The sequence below is a fragment of the Serratia sp. DFXYC6 genome, assembly GCF_057196085.1.
The window spans coordinates 84779-103298 of sequence record NZ_JBXUNV010000007.1; the positions used below are offsets into that span (position 1 = coordinate 84779).

At 60.6% G+C, this 18520-nt stretch carries 15 protein-coding genes; 5 read left to right on the forward strand and 10 right to left on the reverse strand.

The genetic code is table 11. The features are described from left to right. Positions 1–8: 8 nt before the first annotated feature. Complete coding sequence (locus tag AC2CGQ_RS23845; protein ID WP_004931095.1) at positions 9–854, reverse strand: MIP/aquaporin family protein; 846 nt, start codon at positions 852–854, stop codon at positions 9–11. 523 nt (positions 855–1377) lie between these two features. Here AC2CGQ_RS23845 and zapB point away from each other — a divergent pair. Then, the gene (zapB, locus tag AC2CGQ_RS23850) at positions 1378–1617 is read left to right on the forward strand and encodes a septal ring assembly protein ZapB (protein WP_004931092.1); all 240 of its coding nucleotides are present in this window, start codon (positions 1378–1380) and stop codon (positions 1615–1617) included. Between the two features lie 59 nt (positions 1618–1676). Here the strand turns inward: zapB and rraA are convergent, their stop codons facing one another. The 7 genes from rraA to priA form a co-directional block, all read right to left on the reverse strand. Then, entirely contained in the window at positions 1677–2162 is a 486-nt protein-coding gene (rraA, locus tag AC2CGQ_RS23855) for a ribonuclease E activity regulator RraA (RefSeq protein WP_004931090.1), read from the reverse strand. A gap of 75 nt (positions 2163–2237) precedes the next feature. Next, entirely contained in the window at positions 2238–3155 is a 918-nt protein-coding gene (locus tag AC2CGQ_RS23860) for a 1,4-dihydroxy-2-naphthoate polyprenyltransferase (RefSeq protein WP_033631325.1), read from the reverse strand. Positions 3156–3251: 96 nt separating this feature from the next. Further along, positions 3252–4586 carry an ATP-dependent protease ATPase subunit HslU gene (gene hslU / locus AC2CGQ_RS23865; protein WP_033631324.1) on the reverse strand — a complete coding sequence of 445 codons (1335 nt, stop codon included), beginning with the start codon at positions 4584–4586 and terminating at the stop codon, positions 3252–3254. Positions 4587–4598: 12 nt separating this feature from the next. Then, a complete protein-coding gene (gene hslV, locus AC2CGQ_RS23870) occupies positions 4599–5129 on the reverse strand; it encodes an ATP-dependent protease subunit HslV (RefSeq protein ID WP_004931085.1) in 531 nt (176 codons plus the stop codon). Positions 5130–5231: 102 nt separating this feature from the next. Further along, entirely contained in the window at positions 5232–6176 is a 945-nt protein-coding gene (gene ftsN / locus AC2CGQ_RS23875; protein WP_166445493.1) for a cell division protein FtsN, read from the reverse strand. A 65-nt stretch (positions 6177–6241) separates the two neighbouring features. Then, a complete protein-coding gene (gene cytR / locus AC2CGQ_RS23880) occupies positions 6242–7270 on the reverse strand; it encodes a DNA-binding transcriptional regulator CytR (protein WP_004931082.1) in 1029 nt (342 codons plus the stop codon). Positions 7271–7561: 291 nt separating this feature from the next. Continuing rightward, positions 7562–9757 (reverse strand): primosomal protein N', encoded by a 2196-nt coding sequence (priA, locus tag AC2CGQ_RS23885; protein ID WP_004931080.1) that lies wholly within the window; start codon positions 9755–9757, stop codon positions 7562–7564. Between the two features lie 200 nt (positions 9758–9957). Here priA and rpmE point away from each other — a divergent pair, with 200 nt between their 5' ends. After that, positions 9958–10173, forward strand: a complete 216-nt coding sequence (rpmE, locus tag AC2CGQ_RS23890; protein WP_004931078.1) for a 50S ribosomal protein L31 — start codon at positions 9958–9960, stop codon at positions 10171–10173. Between the two features lie 77 nt (positions 10174–10250). Here rpmE and metJ read toward each other — a convergent pair whose 3' ends face one another. Beyond that, entirely contained in the window at positions 10251–10568 is a 318-nt protein-coding gene (gene metJ / locus AC2CGQ_RS23895; protein ID WP_004931076.1) for a met regulon transcriptional regulator MetJ, read from the reverse strand. 304 nt (positions 10569–10872) lie between these two features. Between metJ and metB the strand changes: the two genes are divergently transcribed. From metB to metF, 3 genes are all read left to right on the forward strand, one after another. After that, positions 10873–12033, forward strand: coding sequence for a cystathionine gamma-synthase (gene metB / locus AC2CGQ_RS23900; RefSeq protein WP_015379413.1), 1161 nt, complete (start codon positions 10873–10875; stop codon positions 12031–12033). 2 nt (positions 12034–12035) lie between these two features. After that, positions 12036–14471: a bifunctional aspartate kinase/homoserine dehydrogenase II gene (locus AC2CGQ_RS23905; RefSeq protein ID WP_166445492.1), complete on the forward strand. Its 2436-nt coding sequence runs from the start codon at positions 12036–12038 to the stop codon at positions 14469–14471. Positions 14472–14699: 228 nt separating this feature from the next. Then, the gene (metF, locus tag AC2CGQ_RS23910) at positions 14700–15596 is read left to right on the forward strand and encodes a methylenetetrahydrofolate reductase (RefSeq protein ID WP_004931071.1); all 897 of its coding nucleotides are present in this window, start codon (positions 14700–14702) and stop codon (positions 15594–15596) included. 106 nt (positions 15597–15702) lie between these two features. On the opposite strand, the gene ppc is transcribed toward metF, so the two are convergent. Continuing rightward, positions 15703–18339: a phosphoenolpyruvate carboxylase gene (gene ppc / locus AC2CGQ_RS23915; protein WP_004931070.1), complete on the reverse strand. Its 2637-nt coding sequence runs from the start codon at positions 18337–18339 to the stop codon at positions 15703–15705. Positions 18340–18520 lie beyond the last annotated feature (181 nt).

Consider the following 18520-nt stretch of genomic DNA (forward strand, 5'->3'; position numbering starts at 1 on the left):
TGCACCCATCACGCTTTACGCTGCTGGGTCTTGGCGTCGGGCTCTTCTTCCGTCACGCAGACGTCGCACGGCAGGTGGCGGCCAATCAGCGCGCGGTAACCGAAAGCGCCCAAGCCACAGCCGACGATAGGGGCGAAGATCGGCACCAGGAAGTACGGGATGTCGCGTGCGCCGGTGAAGGCGACTTTGCCCCAGCCGGCCAGGTAGGCGAACAGTTTCGGCCCGAAGTCACGCGCCGGGTTCAACGCAAAGCCGGTCAATGGTCCCATGGAGGCGCCGATCACGGCAATCAGAATACCGATCAGCAGCGGCGCCAGCGGGCCGCGCGGAATGCCGTTGCCGTCGTCGGTCAGCGCCAGGATCAGGCACATCAGGATTGCAGCGATCACCATTTCTACCAGAAAGGCCTGGCCGACCGAGATGTGCGCGTTAGGGTAAGTCGAGAAGATGCCTGCCAGTTCGAGGCTTTCGTTGCTGCCGCGCACCATGTGGTGGGCCGCTTCGAAGTCGAAGAACAGATTGTAGTACAGCCCGTAGACCAAGGCCGCGGCGCAGAAGGCGCCGGCGATCTGCGCAATGATGTAAGGCACCACTTTGCGCCCGTCGAAGCAGGCGAACAGCCACAGGGCGAGGGTGACCGCCGGGTTGAGATGCGCACCGGAAATGGCGGCGGTCAGATAGATGGCCATGGCGACGCCCAGGCCCCAAATGATGCTGATTTCCCACTGGCCGAAGCTGGCGCCCGCCAGTTTCAGCGCGGCAACGCAGCCTACGCCAAAGAAGATCAGCAGCGCCGTGCCGAGGAACTCGGCGATGCACTGGCCTTTTAATGTCGGACTGGTGGTTTGGCTCATAATGTTGGTGTCCTGCAAAACGGCGGTTGTTGGTTTATAGGCTCAGCCAGGTATACATCTGGCCTATGGGCACAGTTTTTTCATCTCGTCCAATTATTGAATGAGGACGTGATGTAAATTTATCGTTAACGAACATAAACGAGAAATAGCGAAATCAAAATGTGTGTGGCGCGTCATAAAATTGAGCGATTTCGCGTCGTTTAGTGTTCTTTCTGAGCCATAAAAGTGTGATCTGACCAGTGGTTTAGCGAGGGGCGTTAACAACTCGTGGCGGCGCCGACGGGGATTTTCAGTTTTTACTGATGGCGAGGGCAGGAAAATTGCAACAGACTGCGCGATGATCCGGTATGTTGCTAGACAGGCGGAGACTGGCTACTTACAATCGTTTTTAACGAATCGAGACCGGCGCGCCTTTCGTAATGGCGCGCGTCACTGAGCGCGATGCAATATTCGCAGTAGCTGCAGCCGACGTTGCGGCCGCTACTTATAGATGTACGCCTTGCTATCATGAGGGGACTGAAGCATGTCATTTGAAGTATTTGAGAAACTGGAAGCAAAAGTACAGCAGGCGATTGATACCATCACCCTGTTGCAGATGGAAATTGAAGAGCTGAAAGACAAAAACAACTCTCTGTCGCAGGAAGTTCAGGCTGCCTCCGGCAACCACGAAGCGTTGGTGCGCGAAAACCAACAGCTGAAAGAAGAACAGCACGTATGGCAAGATCGCCTGCGCGCGCTGCTGGGCAAAATGGAAGAGGTCTGATTCTCACGCCATGCAGCAACGAAAAGGGCGCCTGAGGCGCCCTTTTTCATGTCCGAAAATCACTCGATGTCGAGCGGATCCTCGGAGAGGATGATGCCGGTGTTGTCGGCATACAGGTGGTCGCCGGAGAAGAAGGTGACGCCACCGAAGTTGACGCGGATATCGCTTTCGCCCACGCCTTCGCTCACGGCACCCGCCGGGATTGCCGCCATCGCCTGAATGCCGATGTCGAGCTCTTCCAGATCGTCCACCTGGCGCACCGCGCCGTACACCACGATGCCTTCCCATTCGTTCTGGGCGGCCAGGCGCGCCAGTTCGGCGTTGATCAGCGCCCGGCGTACCGAACCGCCGCCGTCGACCAACAGCACGCGGCCGCGGCCGTTTTCTTCAAGCAGATCGAACAACAGGCCGTTATCCTCAAAGCATTTCACCGTGGTGATCTGCCCGCCAAATGAAGTACGCCCGCCAAAATTGGAGAACAGAGGTTCAACAACGTTCACCTCTTCATGATAGATGTCGCAAAGTTCGGAAGTATCGTATTTCATAGGATTTTACGTCTGTTTGCCGCTGGAATGTTCAGTATATCCCTTTATTCGCCCTGTTGGCAAAATCATCAGTTTTTAACTGAGCGCCACGCCGATGGCGAACAGCAGATTGGCCAGCAACGCCGCCTTGACCATATGCTCCAGCATCGGCCGCATGCCTACCGGCGTCGGATCGCGCAGCACGCGCAGGCCGTGGCGCGCCAGCAGCGGGATCGCCAGCACGAACAGCCAACCCCACGGGCTGTGCAGGTTGAACAGCGTGAACAGCGCGAAACACAGCACTGCGCCGCCGAGCAGTAGGGCATGGTAAATGCGCGCCTTGTGCGGGCCGAGACGCACCGCCAGCGTATTCTTGCCGTTTTCGCGATCGCTTTCGATATCGCGCAGATTGTTGATGTTGAGCACCGCCGTCGCCAGCAGGCCGCAGGCGGTGGCGGGCAGCATCACGACGCTGTCGAAGGTGTGCGTCTGCAGATAGTAGGTACCGGCCACGCTCAGCCAGCCGAAGAACACCAGCACCGAGATATCGCCCAGCCCCAAATACCCGTAGGGCTTGTTGCCAACGGTATAGGTGATGGCCGCCACGATGGACAGCCCGCCCAGCACCAGGAAACCCACCACGTCGCTGGGTTGCTCGCAGGCGACGGCGATCAGCGAACAGCCGGCGATGGCGATCAGCACCACCGTCACCACCAGCGCCCGTTTCATCTGCGCCTGGGTGATCATGCCTTTCTGCATGCCGCGCAATGGCCCGATGCGATCTTCTTTGTCGCTGCCTTTGACCGCATCGCCGTAGTCGTTCGCCAGGTTGGAGAGGATCTGCAGCAGGCCGGCGGTCAACAGCGCCAGCAGCGCCACTTCTGGTTTCAGGCTGCCGTGCCAGGCGGCGATCGCCGAGCCGACCACGATGGAGGCAAAGGCCAACGGCAGGGTGCGGGGGCGTAGACTTTCGAGCCAGGCGGAAATCGGGGTGGTGGAGGTTGATGAGCTCATGTTTCGCTTCTGTCAGTAAGTTGCGGTGTCCGTTAGAAATAATTGTGGGAGGCAATGCCTCCCACACAGATGACTGACAAGACAATGATTGAGCGATTATAGGATAAAACGACTCAAATCTTCATCCGCCACCAGTTCATCCAGATGACTGCGCACGTAATCCGCATCAATTGTAATGGATTGGCCATTAATTTCACTCGCATCGTAGGAAATATCTTCCATCAGACGCTCCAGCACGGTGTGCAGACGACGCGCGCCGATGTTCTCGGTGCTTTCGTTGACCTGCCACGCGGCTTCGGCGATGCGGCGGATGCCGTCGGCGGTGAACTCGATGTTGACGCCTTCGGTGCCCATCAGCGCTTTGTACTGCTCGGTCAGCGACGCGCTCGGCTCGGTCAGGATGCGCTCGAAGTCTTCGGTGGTCAGCGCCTGCAGCTCAACGCGGATCGGCAGACGGCCCTGCAGTTCCGGGATCAGATCCGACGGATTGGCGGTCTGGAACGCGCCGGAAGCGATGAACAGGATGTGGTCGGTCTTCACCATGCCGTGCTTGGTGGACACGGTGCAGCCTTCCACCAGCGGCAGCAGATCGCGCTGCACGCCTTCACGCGAGACATCCGGACCGGAGCTTTGGCCGCCGCGCTTACAGATTTTGTCGATCTCATCGATAAACACGATGCCGTGCTGCTCAACCGCTTCGATCGCCTGCTCTTTCAGCTCTTCCGGGTTCACCAGCTTGGCGGCTTCTTCTTCCACCAGCAGCTTGAAGGCTTCTTTGATCTTCAGCTTGCGCGGTTTTTGCTTCTGGCCGCCGAGGTTCTGGAACATCGACTGCAGCTGGTTGGTCATCTCTTCCATGCCTGGAGGCGCCATGATTTCCACGCCCATCGGCACGGCGGCCAGATCGATTTCGATCTCTTTGTCATCCAGCTGGCCTTCGCGCAGTTTCTTGCGGAATGCCTGGCGGGCGGCGGACGGTTCCTGATTTTCTTCCGGCTGGCCCCAGTTGTTTTTGGCCGGCGGGATCAGCACGTCGAGAATGCGCTCTTCGGCCAACTCTTCGGCGCGGGTGCGGTTTTTCTCGATCGACTGCATGCGCACCATTTTGATGGCGGCATCTGTCAGATCGCGGATGATGGAGTCCACTTCTTTGCCCACATAGCCCACTTCGGTGAACTTGGTGGCTTCAACCTTGATGAACGGCGCGTTGGCCAGCTTCGCCAGACGGCGGGCGATTTCGGTTTTACCGACGCCGGTCGGGCCGATCATCAGAATGTTTTTCGGGGTCACTTCGTGACGCAGCATCTCGTTGAGCTGCATCCGGCGCCAGCGGTTGCGCAGGGCAATGGCGACAGCGCGTTTGGCCTTGTTTTGGCCAATGATATAGCTGTCCAGTTCGCTGACGATCTCGCGCGGGGTCATTTCAGACATGGTATTCGATCCTTACGCTTTGGAAGGCAATTCTTCAATGGTGTGGAAATGGTTGGTGTAAATACAGATGTCGCCGGCGATGTTGAGAGATTTCTCAACGATGTCGCGGGCGCTCAGTTCGGTATTTTCCAACATGGCGCGGGCGGCAGCCTGGGCGTACGGGCCGCCGGAGCCGATGGCGATCAGATCGTTTTCCGGCTGCACCACATCGCCGTTGCCGGTGATGATCAGCGAGGCGGTTTCATCGGCGACCGCCAGCAGCGCTTCGAGCTTGCGCAGCATGCGGTCAGTGCGCCAGTCTTTCGCTAGCTCGACGGCGGCTTTCACCAGGTGGCCCTGATGCATTTCCAGTTTGCGTTCAAACAGTTCAAACAGCGTGAAGGCGTCAGCGGTGCCACCGGCGAAACCGGCGATCACTTTGTCGTTATACAGGCGACGCACTTTCTTGACGTTACCCTTCATCACCGTATTACCCAGGGTTGCCTGGCCATCACCACCGATGACGACCTGGCCGTTGCGGCGTACGCTTACAATTGTTGTCACGAGCAGACCCTCGTTAAAGACGGAAAGAAGTCCCCGCAGCGCCTGCTTTCACAGACGCTACGAGGCATATTGAGAGTATAGATGGGGGGGGATTGACGCTTTTCAACCCCCAACGGAGAGGGGAATGCAACTCGACATGCCGACGCCCTTCAGGCGCGAAAGGGTTTTGTCCGCTGCGGCGCGGCTGCTGTAGGGGCCGAGCACTACGCGATTCCAGCCGCCGCCGGCGGTGATGCGGCTCTCGATGCCTTCGAACGCCAGGCGCGCCCGCACGGATTCAGCCTGATCGGTGGCGCGGAACGAACCGCATTGCACCATCCACTTCTGTTTCGATTCCGGCTTGGTTTCCTGCTTGGCCGTTTCCTGTTTCACTTCCGGTTTGGGCTCCGGCTTCGGTTGCGGCTTCGGCTCAGGCTGTTTCACCTGCACCGGTTGCTGGGTGGCCGGCTTCGGCTGCTGGTGCTGCTGCTGCTGCTGCACCGGCGCGGTGGTGGCCCCGCTGTTGAACGGGTTGCGCGGCGGCTGAGCGACCTGCTGCTGTTGCTGTACCGGCTGCTGCTGCATTTGCTGTTGTTGCATCTGCTGCTGCTGGCGGTTGCTGCGCGCGTTGGCCTGGCCCGGATCGTTATACGGCACTTCATTCAGCTGCGTCGGACGCTGCTGCATGTCGGCCTGCATTTGTTCCAGCAACTGCCGCTGTTCGGCGGTCAGCTGAGTTTTGGAATTGAGCTCGCCGCCGGCCGTCGGTTCGGTCGGGGTTTGCACGCCGATCTGCCGGTTTTCCAGCTCTTTGATATAGCGCCAGCGCTCTTCCGGCTTCGGCGGCAGGCCGTTGCCCGGGCGAGTGGTGTGCGCAGGCAACAACGGCGCGTCTTCCGGCTTGTTGTGCGTAATGAAATAGAGGCCACCGACAAAGACAACCAGCAACGCGGCGGCTAACGCCAGCACGGTTTTGGAAACCTTCGGAGAACTGCGTTTTTTACGGCTGGGGGTTTTACGCTTAGCTCCTGCTGCGCGCCCACGGCTTACATAGTCTTTTTGTGCCACTATTATTCCGCTGTGTCCTGATGAGAGGATAAGTCCGTCATGTTACTGAACCCTAAAATATTTGACTAGCGTTTCGGGGCAGCGGTGCTGCCTCTGATAATCAATTCACTGTCCAATAGCCGGGAGCCGCTGGCCACCGTTTGGCCGTTCAACTGCTCCAGCAGCAGCAACATCGCCTGCTGGCCGATCTGGAAGCGCGGCTGCGCCACCGTGGTCAGCGGCGGATCGCAATACTGCGCCAGCTTGAGGTCGTCAAAGCCGACGATCGACAGATCCTGCGGTACCCGCAGCCCCATTTTCTTCGCCTGGGACAGCACGCCGATCGCCATGACGTCGCTGTGGCAGAACACCGCCGTCGGCGGTTTCGGCTGAGCCATCAGCGCCGTCAGCGCTTGCGCGCCGGCTTCGTAGGTAAAATCACCCCGGGTAATATAGCTGCTTTCGACGGTAATGCCATTACGACGTAGCGCTTGAACGTAACCCTGCAGCCGATAATGGCTCAGCGGCATCTGTTCCGGCCCGGCGACGCAGGCGATCTGCCGGTGGCCCAATTGATGCAAATAATGCACGGCTTCAAAGGCGGCAGTCAGGTTATCGATGTGCACCGTCGGCAGTTCCAGCTCAGGGGCAAACTCGTTGGCCATCACCATCGGCGGCAGGTTGCGCTGCTCTTCCTTGCTGGCGTCGAACGGCAGGTTGGAGCCCAGCAGCAGCATACCGTCGATCTGTTTGGTGATGATCAGATTGACGAAGGTGCGCTCTTGCTGATTTTGCTGAGCGCAGTCGCCGATCAGCACCAGATAACCTTGTTGGGCCGCGGTCTGTTCGATCCCCTGGATCACATCGGCGAAAAACGGATCGCAGATGTCGGGCACGATCACCAGGATGGTGCGGGATTCGTTGCGTTTGATATTGCGTGACAGAGCATGAGGAGAATAACCCACGGCCAGCACGGCCTGTTCCACTTTCTGGCGCGTTGGCGTTGACACCTTTTCCGGGTTCATCAGCGCACGCGATACGGTAGCCGTTGAAACGCCCGCCATTTCGGCGACGTCTTTCATGGTCGCCATGGATAACTCTTTCTTGTGTTCCAACGCCTTTCTCCTTGCGTCAGCCCCATGCCGACGCCACTACTGCTGTTTGCTCACAATGTCCGGCATGCGGTGGCGAGATTGTTGTCATTGAGCGCCACTCGCGTTCGGGCACTCCGTCGCGCTGCGATGTGGCGACAAAATTTGCCCTCGCAGACATTCTAAACAGAATACGCCCCGCCTTTGTTACCTAATTTGCATAAAAAATGTGACCTGAGAAGGTTTTTTAGCGTTCGCTCGCAATTTCAAGGGTAAACGTTTGCACTGCGGCAGCTAAATCGGACTTTTCCGGGATCAGCTGTCGATCGGATCGACATCCAGCGTCCATTTCACCTTGCGCGTTTGCGGCAGGGTGCCGATCAGCGGCAGCGAGCTTTTCATCAGCTGTTGCAGGACGCGCCGCGTCGGGTGCTGCAGCAGCAGCTGCCAGCGGAAACGGCCGCCGCGTTTGGACTGCAGCGCCGGCACCGGGCCCATCACCCACAGCGAATCGTCCTTAAGCGGGCTGGCTTCCAACAGATTGCGCAGCTGCTGCAGGAACAACGGGGCCTGTTGGTTATCGTGATCTTCGGCGCGCACGATGATGTGGCTGGTGTAGGGCGGCAGAAACACGCTGTTGCGCTCCGCCAGCGTCTGTTTGGCGAAGGCGTCGTAACCCTGTTGCAGCAGCACCTGCAGCAGCGGGTGCTCCGGGTGGTGGGTTTGCAGCAGCACTTCACCCTGTTTGCCCGCGCGGCCCGCCCGGCCGGAGACCTGGGTATACAGCTGAGCGAAACGCTCGGCGGAGCGGAAGTCGGCGGAGAACAACGCGCCGTCCACGTCCAGCAACGCCACCAGCGTGACGTCGGGAAAGTGGTGGCCCTTGGCCAGCATCTGCGTGCCGATCAGAATGCGCGCTTCGCCGCGATGAATATCCGCCAGGTGTTGCTCCAGCGCCCCTTTGCGGCTGGTGGTGTCGCGATCGATGCGGGTGATCGGCGTGTCGGGGAACAGCGGCGCCAGCTCCTGTTCCAGCTGTTCGGTGCCGACGCCCACCGACACCAGGTGGGTGGAGCCGCACTGCGGGCACTGGTGCGGCACCGGTCGCTGGCTGTCGCAGTGGTGGCAGCGCAGCTGGCGCTGATGCTGGTGGAAGGTGTAGTAGTGATCGCAGCGCTGGCATTCGGCGATCCAACCGCACTCGTGGCACAGCAGCGCCGGGGCGTAACCGCGGCGGTTGAGGAACAGCATCACCTGGTTGCCGGCTTTTAAATGGTGTTGCATGCTCTTCAACAGCGGCTGTGACAGGCCGACCTTCAGCGGCAACCCTTTCAGATCGATCAGGTGCTGCGCCGCCGGTTTGGCGTTGCCCGCGCGTTGGGTGAGCTTCAACTGGCGATATTTGCCCAGCTGCACGTTGTGCAGCGTTTCCAGTGCCGGCGTGGCGGAGCCCATCACCATCGGGATGTCCTCTTCCCGGGCGCGAAACACCGCCAGATCGCGGGCATGGTAGCGCCAGCCTTCCTGCTGTTTATAAGAGCTGTCGTGCTCTTCGTCGATGATGATTACGCCCAGTTGCCGGAACGGCGTGAACAGCGCCGAGCGGGTGCCGATGACGATCGCGGCTTCGCCGCTGCGCGCGCGCAGCCAAACCGCCAGCCGTTCGCTGTCGTTCAGCCCGGAGTGCAGCACGTCCACCGGCGCGTTGAAGCGCTCGCGAAAGCGGGCGATGGTTTGCGGCGTCAGGCCGATTTCCGGCACCAGCACCAGCGCCTGCCGGCCTTTGGCCAACACGTTCTCCAGCACGCTGAGATACACCTCGGTCTTGCCGGAGCCGGTGACCCCGGCCAGCAGCCAGGCGGCGAACTGCTCATCCTCGCTTCTGATCGCCCCGACGGCGGTGGCCTGTTCGGTATTCAGCCGCAGCCGCTCGCCAAGCACCGCGAAATTGGGGCGCCAGTCCTGCGTGGCCGCGACCTGAGCGCGCAGGTCGATCAGCCCTTTGGCGCGCAGCGCCTGTAGAGCGCTTTCCGTCAGCTCAAGCTGGCTGACCTGATGGCGATAGACCGGGCGTTGCAACAGCGCCGCCAGCGCCTGCTGCTGTTTCGGCGCGCGTTTCAGGCTTTCGGGCGGCGTGGCGCGCCCCTCTTCGGTGGCGAACCACTGCCACAACGGCGCGGCCTCGGCCGGTTTGCCTTGGCGCAGCAGGATCGGCAGCGCATGGAACAGCACTTCACCGATGGGATAGTGATAGTAATCGCTGGCCCAGCGCAGGATGCGCCACAGGCTGGGAGAGAACAGCGACTCGGTGTCGATCACGCTGTCGATCGGTTTGAGCTTGTCCAGCGGCAGTTCGCTGGTGTCGCTGCAGCCGGTGACGATGCCGATTGCATGCTGCCTGCCCCAGGGCACGCCCACGCGCGCGCCGGCCACCGGCTGCATGCCGGGCGGCAGCAGATAGTCGAAGGTGCGGGCGAGGGGGACCGGCAAAGCAACGTGTACGACGGGCATGATCTCATCCAAATTGAAAAAAAGTGGGCATCAGTTTACACGGCGCATCGGCAAATGTACGGTTCCGATTGCGCGCCCCGACTAATGCTGTATAATTTGCCGCCTTTGGTATAATTCGATACCAAAATTCTATTATCAACCACGTGTGGTGTCTGGCGAAACAGGGCTGGATAGCGACACGGCCTTAACTGAGGTTTCCCATGAAACAAGGTATCCACCCAAAATACGAAGAAGTTACTGCTAACTGCTCTTGCGGTAACGTGATGAAGATCCGCTCCACCGTGGGCCACGATCTGAACCTGGACGTTTGTGGCGCATGCCACCCGTTCTACACTGGCAAGCAGCGTGACGTTGCTACCGGTGGCCGCGTTGACCGCTTCAACAAGCGTTTCAGCGTACCAGGCGCTAAGAAATAAGATTTCTTATCGACCGATGAAAAAGGCGCCCTGGGCGCCTTTTTTCTTTTCTGCCGCCGGCGTTCGCCGGGCGGTTCTCAATATTCCCAGGTATCGGGATCGACACCCAGTTCGCGCATCAACGCTTTTGCGGCTTCCGGGATTTCATCGCTGCGCTCTTTGCGCAGGTCTTCATCGTTCGGCAGCGGCTGGCCGGTAAAGGCATGCAGAAACGCTTCGCACAGCAGTTCGCTGTTGGTGGCGTGGCGCAGGTTGTTCACCTGGCGACGGGTCCGTTCGTCGGTAAGGATTTTCAGGACCTTCAGCGGAATGGATACCGTGATCTTTTTGACTTGCTCGCTTTTTTTACCGTGTTCAGCGTAAGGGCTGACATACTCGCCGTTCCACTCAGCCATGGGACACCTTAACTTTGTCAGAAAAATTACAAAATTCTAAAAACCGGCCAATTATGCCCGATCTTCACTGTTCTCACTAAATAAATGTCAATTTTACGCGACCAGGGTCACTGAATGCCCCGCTTCGGCCAGGCATTGCCGCTTAACATCTTATCGTCATGTCATATCGGCATAATTTTAGCGGGTATTGTGTCATTGCTCAATCTATACGCAAAGAAGTTTAGATGTCCAGATGTATTGACGTCTATCAATCCTGCGATTACTCTTTAGGCCTCATCCACCGAACCGAGAGCCGAGCGAGCCCATGACGCGTAAACCAGCCACGATTGCCGTACGCAGCGGCCTGAACGACGACGAACAGTACGGCTGCGTTGTCCCGCCGATTCATTTGTCCAGCACCTATAACTTTACCGACTTCAACCAACCCCGAGCCCATGACTACTCGCGCCGCGGCAACCCGACGCGCGACGTAGTGCAGCGCGCGTTGGCGGAGCTGGAAGGCGGCGCCGGCGCGGTGATGACCGGTAGCGGGATGTCGGCGATCCATCTGGTGACCACCGTGTTGTTGAAGCCCGGCGATCTGCTGGTGGCGCCGCACGACTGCTACGGCGGCAGCTATCGGCTGTTCGACAGCCTGAGCAAGCGCGGCGCCTATCGCGTGCTGTTCGTCGATCAGGGTAATGAAGAAGCCCTGCAGCAGGCGCTGGCGCAGAAGCCGAAGCTGGTGCTGATAGAAAGCCCCAGCAATCCGCTGCTGCGGGTGGTGGACATCGCGGCGATCTGCGCTGCCGCGCATGCGGCGGGCGCGTTGACGGTGGTGGACAACACCTTCCTCAGCCCGGCCCTGCAACAGCCGATCGAACTCGGTGCCGATCTGGTGGTCCATTCTTGCACCAAATACCTGAACGGGCATTCGGACGTGGTGGCCGGGGCGGTGATTGCCAAAGATCCCGAGCTGGCGGTCGAGTTGGCCTGGTGGGCAAACAACATTGGCGTGACCGGCGGCGCGTTCGACAGTTATCTGCTGCTGCGCGGCATGCGCACGCTGTCGCCGCGCATCAAGGCGGCGCAACAAAACGCTGAAGCGATTGTTGACTATTTACAGCAGCAACCGCTGGTGAAAAAGCTGTATCATCCCTCCCTGCCGGAGAATCCGGGGCATGAGATCGCCCGCCGTCAGCAGCGCGGTTTCGGCGCGATGCTGAGTTTTGAACTGGACGGCGATGAAGCGGTGCTGCGCCGTTTTCTCTCTGCCCTTGAGCTGTTTACTCTGGCAGAATCGTTGGGCGGCGTAGAAAGCCTGATCTCGCATGCAGCGACCATGACTCACGCCGGCATGGCGGCGGAGGCGCGGGCAGCGGCCGGCATCTCCGAGAGCCTGCTGCGCATTTCCGTGGGTATTGAAGACAGTGAAGATTTGATTGCCGATCTGGAACGCGCTTTCCAGGCGGCGGCAACGAGGTAAGCATGAATGCAATTGCTGTAGCAGGGCCGGTGAGCGGGCGTCAACTGCACAAGTTTGGCGGCAGCAGTCTGGCGGATGTGAAGTGTTATCTGCGTGTGGCCGGGATTATGGCGGAATACAGCCAGCCGGGCGACATGATGGTGGTATCGGCCGCCGGCAGTACCACCAACCAGTTGATCAACTGGCTGAAGCTCAGCCAGAGCGATCGCCTGTCTGCGCATCAGGTGCAGCAGACGTTGCGTCGCTATCACAGCGATCTTATCAGCGGCCTGTTGCCGCCGGAAAGCGCCGAGCCGCTGATCGCCGAGTTCATTCAGGATCTGGAACGTCTGGCGGCGCTGCTGGACGGCAACGTCGACGAGGTATGCTATGCCGAAGTGGTCGGGCACGGCGAGATCTGGTCGGCGCGCCTGATGGCGGCGGTGCTTAATCAGCTGGATATGCAGGCGGCCTGGCTGGACGCGCGTGATTTCCTGCGCGCTGAGCGCGCCGCGCAGCCGCAGGTGGATGAAGGCCGTTCTTACCCGCTGCTGCAGCAATTGATGGCTCAACATCCGGGCAAACGCCTGGTGGTGACCGGGTTCATTTCGCGCAACGACGCCGGGGAAACCGTGCTGTTGGGGCGTAACGGCAGCGACTACTCCGCCACTCAGGTCGGCGCGTTGGCCGGCGCTGCGCGCGTCACCATCTGGAGCGACGTGGCCGGGGTATACAGCGCCGATCCGCGCAAGGTGAAAGACGCCTGCCTGCTGCCGCTGCTGCGTCTGGACGAAGCCAGCGAGCTGGCGCGCCTGGCGGCGCCGGTATTGCACACCCGCACCCTGCAGCCGGTCTCCGGCAGCGATATCGATCTTCAGCTGCGCTGCAGCTATCAGCCGGAGCAGGGCTCGACGCGCATCGAGCGCGTATTGGCGTCCGGCACCGGCGCCAAGATTGTCACCAGCCACGACGATGTGTGCCTGATTGAACTGCACGTTGCCGCTCAGCATGACTTCAAACTGGCGCAGAAAGAGTTGGATCTGGTGCTCAAGCGCGCGCAGATCAAACCGCTGGCGGTGGGCATCCACCCTGACCGCAACCTGGTGCAGCTGTGCTACACCTCCGAGGTGGTCAACAGCGCGCTGGTGATGCTGCAGGCCGCGGCGCTGCCAGGCGAGCTGCGCCTGCGTGAAGGGTTGGCGCTGGTGGCGATGGTCGGCGCCGGGGTGTGCAAGAACCCGCTGCACAGCCACCGTTTCTATCAGCAGTTGAAAGATCAGCCGGTCGAGTTCATCTGGCAGGCGGAAGATGGCATCAGCCTGGTGGCGGTATTGCGCCAGGGGCCGACCGCGCTGCTGATCCAGGGGCTGCACCAAAGCCTGTTCCGCGCCGAGAAGCGCATCGGTCTGGTGCTGTTCGGCAAGGGCAATATCGGGTCGCGCTGGCTGGAGCTGTTCGCCCGTGAGCAGACCAATATCTCCGCGCGCAGCGGCTTCGAATTTATCCTGGCGGGGGTGGTGGACAGCCGCCGCAGCCTGCTGAACTATGACGGGCTGGACGCCAGCCGCGCGCTGGCATTCTTTGAGGATGAGGCGCAGGAGCTGGATGAAGAATCGCTGTTCCTGTGGATGCGCGCGCACCCGTTCGACGATCTGGTGGTGCTCGACGTGACCGCCAGCGAAGAGCTGGCCGGGCAGTATCTGGATTTCGCCAGCTACGGTTTCCACGTGATCAGCGCCAACAAGTTGGCGGGGGCCTCGTGCAGCGACAGCTATCGCCAAATTCGCGACGCCTTCGCCAAAACCGGCCGCCACTGGCTGTACAACGCCACCGTCGGCGCCGGCCTGCCGGTCAACCACACGGTGCGCGATCTGCGCGACAGCGGCGACAGCATTCTGGCGATCAGCGGCATCTTCTCCGGCACGCTTTCCTGGCTGTTCCTGCAGTATGACGGCACGGTGCCGTTCACCGAGCTGGTGGATCAGGCCTGGCAGCAGGGGCTGACCGAACCGGATCCGCGAGTCGATCTCTCCGGCCAGGACGTGATGCGCAAGCTGGTGATCCTGGCGCGCGAGGCGGGCTACGACATCGAACCGAACCAGGTGCGGGTCGAGTCGCTGGTGCCGGCGGGGTGCGAGCTGGGCTCCGTCGATCAGTTCTTCGAGAACGGCGAGGCGCTGAACCAGCAGATGCAGCAGCGCTTTGAGGCCGCCAGCGAAATGGGCCTGGTGCTGCGCCACGTGGCGCGTTTCGACGCCAACGGCAAGGCGCGGGTCGGCGTGGAGGCGGTGCGCCCTGAGCATCCTCTGGCCTCGCTATTGCCGTGCGACAACGTGTTTGCCATCGAAAGCCGCTGGTATCGCGATAATCCGCTGGTGATCCGCGGGCCGGGCGCCGGCCGCGACGTGACCGCCGGCGCGATCCAGTCAGACCTTAACCGATTGGCGCAGCTGCTTTAATCCTCTGCGGGCGCGGGTTCACCGCGCCCCTTTGCTTTTCCTGCCATACTTATCCCTGCCGCTGTCATGAAATTTCCTCTTTGAGCGGGTGAGGATTAATCATCTTATTCCCCTCATTTTCCTGTTGACTCTTTAGCCAACATGCGGCATTTTCTATCTAGACGTCTAAACGTATAGACGCTCATCAAGATGAAATAAAAACAGTGATCGAGAAGAGGTGAGCAGGGTATGAGTTTTTTCCACGCAAACCAGCGGGAAGCGCTGAATCAGAGTCTGGCGGAGTTGAACGGCCAGATTAACGTATCATTCGAGTTCTTCCCGCCACGCACCAGCGAGATGGAAGAGACCCTGTGGCAGTCGATCGATCGTCTGAGCATCCTTAAACCCAAATTCGTTTCCGTCACCTACGGCGCCAACTCCGGCGAGCGCGATCGCACCCACAGCATCATCAAGGGGATCAAGGAGCGCACCGGCCTGGAGGCGGCACCGCACCTGACCTGCATCGACGCCAGCCCGGCGCAGCTGCGCGACATCGCGACCGATTACTGGAACAGCGGCATTCGCCATATCGTGGCGCTGCGCGGCGATCTGCCGCCGGGCGGCGGCAAGCCGGACATGTACGCGACCGATCTGGTGGCGCTGCTGAAAGACGTGGGCGACTTCGATATTTCCGTCGCCGCCTACCCGGAAGTGCACCCGGAGGCGAAGAGCGCCCAGGCGGATTTGATTAACCTGAAGCGCAAGATCGACGCTGGCGCCAGCCGCGCCATCACTCAGTTCTTCTTCGACGTCGAGAGCTACCTGCGCTTTCGCGACCGCTGCGTCGCCGCCGGTATCGACGTGGAAATCGTGCCGGGCATTCTGCCGGTGTCCAACTTCAAGCAGCTGCAGCGCTTCGCCACCATGACCAACGTGCGGGTGCCAAGCTGGATGACCAGCATGTTCGAAGGGCTGGACGACGATGCGGAGACCCGCAAAATGGTCGGCGCCAACATAGCCATGGACATGGTGAAGATCCTCAGCCGCGAAGGGGTGAAAGATTTCCACTTCTATACGCTGAACCGCGCCGAGATGAGCTACGCCATCTGCCACACGCTGGGCGTGCGCCCGGTGGCCGCCGCCTGACGGGCTTGTTCCATTGAAAAAGGGCGTCGCTTTACCGCGGCGCCCTTTTTTTGTGGGGGAAGGCATAAAAAAACGACCCCGATAAACGGGGCCGCGATTAGGCTCACTAGCCGGTGTTGCGCATCCCGGCGGCGACGCCGGCGATGGTGACCATCAGCGCCTGCTCGACGCGGGCGTCCGGCTGCTCCTGCTGGCGCGAACGGTGCAGCAGTTCGGCCTGCAGGACGTTCAGCGGGTCGGTATAGACGTTGCGCAGCGCGATGGATTCGGCGATCCACGGCAGGTCTTCCATCAGATGCGCATCGTTGGCGATGGTCAGCACTACCTTGATGTCGCTTTCCAGCTGATCGCGCAGCTGTTGGCCCAGCGGCCACAGCGATTTATCCACCAGGCGCTGATCGTAGTATTCCGCCAGCCATAGGTCGGCCTTGGCGAACACCATTTCCAGCATGGCGATGCGGGTGGAGAAGAACGGCCAGTCGCGGCACATCGCCTCCAGCTCCGCCTGTTTGCCGGCCTTCACCGCTTCCTGCAATCCGGCGCCGGCGCCGAGCCAGGCCGGCAGCATCAGGCGGTTCTGCGTCCAGGCGAAGATCCACGGAATGGCGCGCAGGCTCTCTACGCCGCCGTTCGGCTTGCGTTTGGCCGGGCGCGAGCCCAGCGGCAGTTTACCCAGCTCCAGTTCCGGCGTGGCCGCGCGGAAGTAAGGCACGAAGTCCGGGTTTTCACGCACGTAGCCGCGATACATCCGGCAGGAGGTCTCGGACAGGTCGTCCATCAACGCCCGCCATTCTTTCTTCGGTTCCGGCGGCGGCAGCAGATTGGCCTCGAGGATCGCCCCAGCATACAGCGCCAGGCTGCTGATGGTGACTTCCGGCAGGCCGAATTTGAAGCGGATCATCTCGCCCTGTTCGGTGACGCGCAGGCCGCCCTTCAGGCTGCCCGGCGGCTGCGACAGCAGCGCCGCATGCGCCGGTGCGCCGCCGCGGCCGATGGAACCGCCGCGCCCATGGAACAGCGTCAGCGCCACGCCGGCTTTTTCACAGGTTTTGATCAACGCGTCCTGCGCACGGTACTGCGCCCAGGAAGCGGCCATCACGCCGGCGTCTTTCGCCGAGTCGGAATAGCCGATCATCACCATCTGTTTGCCCTGAATAAAGCCGCGATACCAGTCGATATTCAGCAACTGGGTCATTACGTCGTCGGCGTTGTTCAGATCGTCGAGGGTTTCGAACAGCGGAGCGACCGGCAGCGCGAACGGGCAGCCGGCCTCTTTCAGCAGCAGGTGCACCGCCAGCACGTCGGAAGGCGTGCGCGCCATCGAAATCACGTAGGCGGCGATCGAGCCCTGCGGCGCTTCGGCGATCACCCGGCAGGTTTCCAGCACTTCCTGCGTGTCGGCGCTCGGTTGCCACTTCAGCGGCACCAGCGGGCGTTTGGAGTTCAGTTCGCGGATCAGGAACGCCTGTTTATCGGCTTCCGACCAGCTTTCATAGTCGCCCAGCCCCAGATAGCGGGTCAGCTCGGCGATGGCTTCGGTATGGCGGGTGCTTTCCTGGCGCACATCGATGCGCACCAGCGGCACGCCGAAGCAGCGCACGCGGCGCAGGGTATCCAGCAGTTGACCGTTGGCGATGATGCCCATGCCGCAGGCCTGCAGCGACTGGTAGCAGGCATACAGCGGCTCCCACAGCTGCTCGTTGTTCACCAGCAGGTCGTGCGGCTTCAGCACGCGCTCGCCCTTCAGGCGGCCTTCAAGATAAGCCTGGGAACTCATCAGCTGGCTGCGCAGCTGCTTCATGATTTCGCGGTACGGCTCCTGCACCTCATCGCCGCCGGCGCGGGCGCGCAGCTCCGGGGTGCATTCGGTCATCGACAGTTCAGAGACCAGCACCTGGATGTCGCGGGTGAACAGGTCGCAGGCTTTCCAGCGGCTGAGCAGCAGCACATGGCGGGTAATTTCGGCGGTGACGTTCGGGTTGCCGTCGCGGTCGCCGCCCATCCAGGAGGTGAAGCGCACCGGCACCGCTTCCACCGGCAGGCTGTAATCGATGGAGTTTTCCAGCTGTTCGTTGAATTCGCGCAGGAACGCCGGCACGCCTTCCCACAGGCTGTTTTCCACCACCGCAAAGCCCCATTTGGCTTCGTCGATCGGGGAAGGGCGGTGTTTGCGAATTTCATCGGTGTGCCACGACTGGGCCACCAGTTGGCGCAGGCGGCGCATGATCTTGTTGCGCTCGTAGTCGGCCAGATCGTTGTGATCGAGCTGGCTGAGGCAGGTGTTGACCTCCACCAGCTTGTGGATCAGGGTGCGGCGGGTGATCTCCGTCGGGTGCGCCGTCAGCACCAGCTCGATGGAAAGTTGCGACACCGCGTGCTGCAGCTCTTTGTCGCTGAGCTTTTTGTCTTTGAGACGGCTGAACAGCTGCGCCAGCGCTTCCGGGTTGCTGGCGGCCTCGCCGTTGGGCGAAATGCTGTGGTACTGCTCGGCGACGTTGGTCAGGTTGAGGAACTGGCTGAAGGCGCGCGCCACCGGCAGCAGCTCGTCGTTGGATAGGTTCTGCAGGGTGGAGAGCAGCTCCTGGCGATGCGCTTCGTTGCCGGCGCGTGAGGATTTGGAAAGCTTACGGATGGTCTCAACGCGATCGAGAATATGCTCACCCAGCGCTTCTTTGATGGTATCGCCGAGCAATTTGCCGAGCATACTGACATTACTGCGCATTGCCGAATATTGTTCGTTCATATAACCCCTGACCCAGTTCTGTATGATTTTTATCTTGTAAATAAATTTCACGCGTCAGGCGCAGACCGCCAGCCTGATCACATCGCGTTCCTGTCCAATCGTCAATTGACACTATTTTTAGCAAAAAAACATCAAAATCGGCGCATTTTCTGAAATTTAATTACGCCTCGTCGGTTATCAG

Coding starts and splice junctions, on each gene's coding strand:
- AC2CGQ_RS23845 (WP_004931095.1), bottom strand. CDS start 854: ATGAGCCAAACCACCAGTCCGACATTAAAAGGCCAGTGCATCGCCGAG.
- zapB (WP_004931092.1), top strand. CDS start 1,378: ATGTCATTTGAAGTATTTGAGAAACTGGAAGCAAAAGTACAGCAGGCG.
- rraA (WP_004931090.1), bottom strand. CDS start 2,162: ATGAAATACGATACTTCCGAACTTTGCGACATCTATCATGAAGAGGTG.
- AC2CGQ_RS23860 (WP_033631325.1), bottom strand. CDS start 3,155: ATGAGCTCATCAACCTCCACCACCCCGATTTCCGCCTGGCTCGAAAGT.
- hslU (WP_033631324.1), bottom strand. CDS start 4,586: ATGTCTGAAATGACCCCGCGCGAGATCGTCAGCGAACTGGACAGCTAT.
- priA (WP_004931080.1), bottom strand. CDS start 9,757: ATGCCCGTCGTACACGTTGCTTTGCCGGTCCCCCTCGCCCGCACCTTC.
- rpmE (WP_004931078.1), top strand. CDS start 9,958: ATGAAACAAGGTATCCACCCAAAATACGAAGAAGTTACTGCTAACTGC.
- metJ (WP_004931076.1), bottom strand. CDS start 10,568: ATGGCTGAGTGGAACGGCGAGTATGTCAGCCCTTACGCTGAACACGGT.
- metB (WP_015379413.1), top strand. CDS start 10,873: ATGACGCGTAAACCAGCCACGATTGCCGTACGCAGCGGCCTGAACGAC.
- AC2CGQ_RS23905 (WP_166445492.1), top strand. CDS start 12,036: ATGAATGCAATTGCTGTAGCAGGGCCGGTGAGCGGGCGTCAACTGCAC.
- metF (WP_004931071.1), top strand. CDS start 14,700: ATGAGTTTTTTCCACGCAAACCAGCGGGAAGCGCTGAATCAGAGTCTG.
- ppc (WP_004931070.1), bottom strand. CDS start 18,339: ATGAACGAACAATATTCGGCAATGCGCAGTAATGTCAGTATGCTCGGC.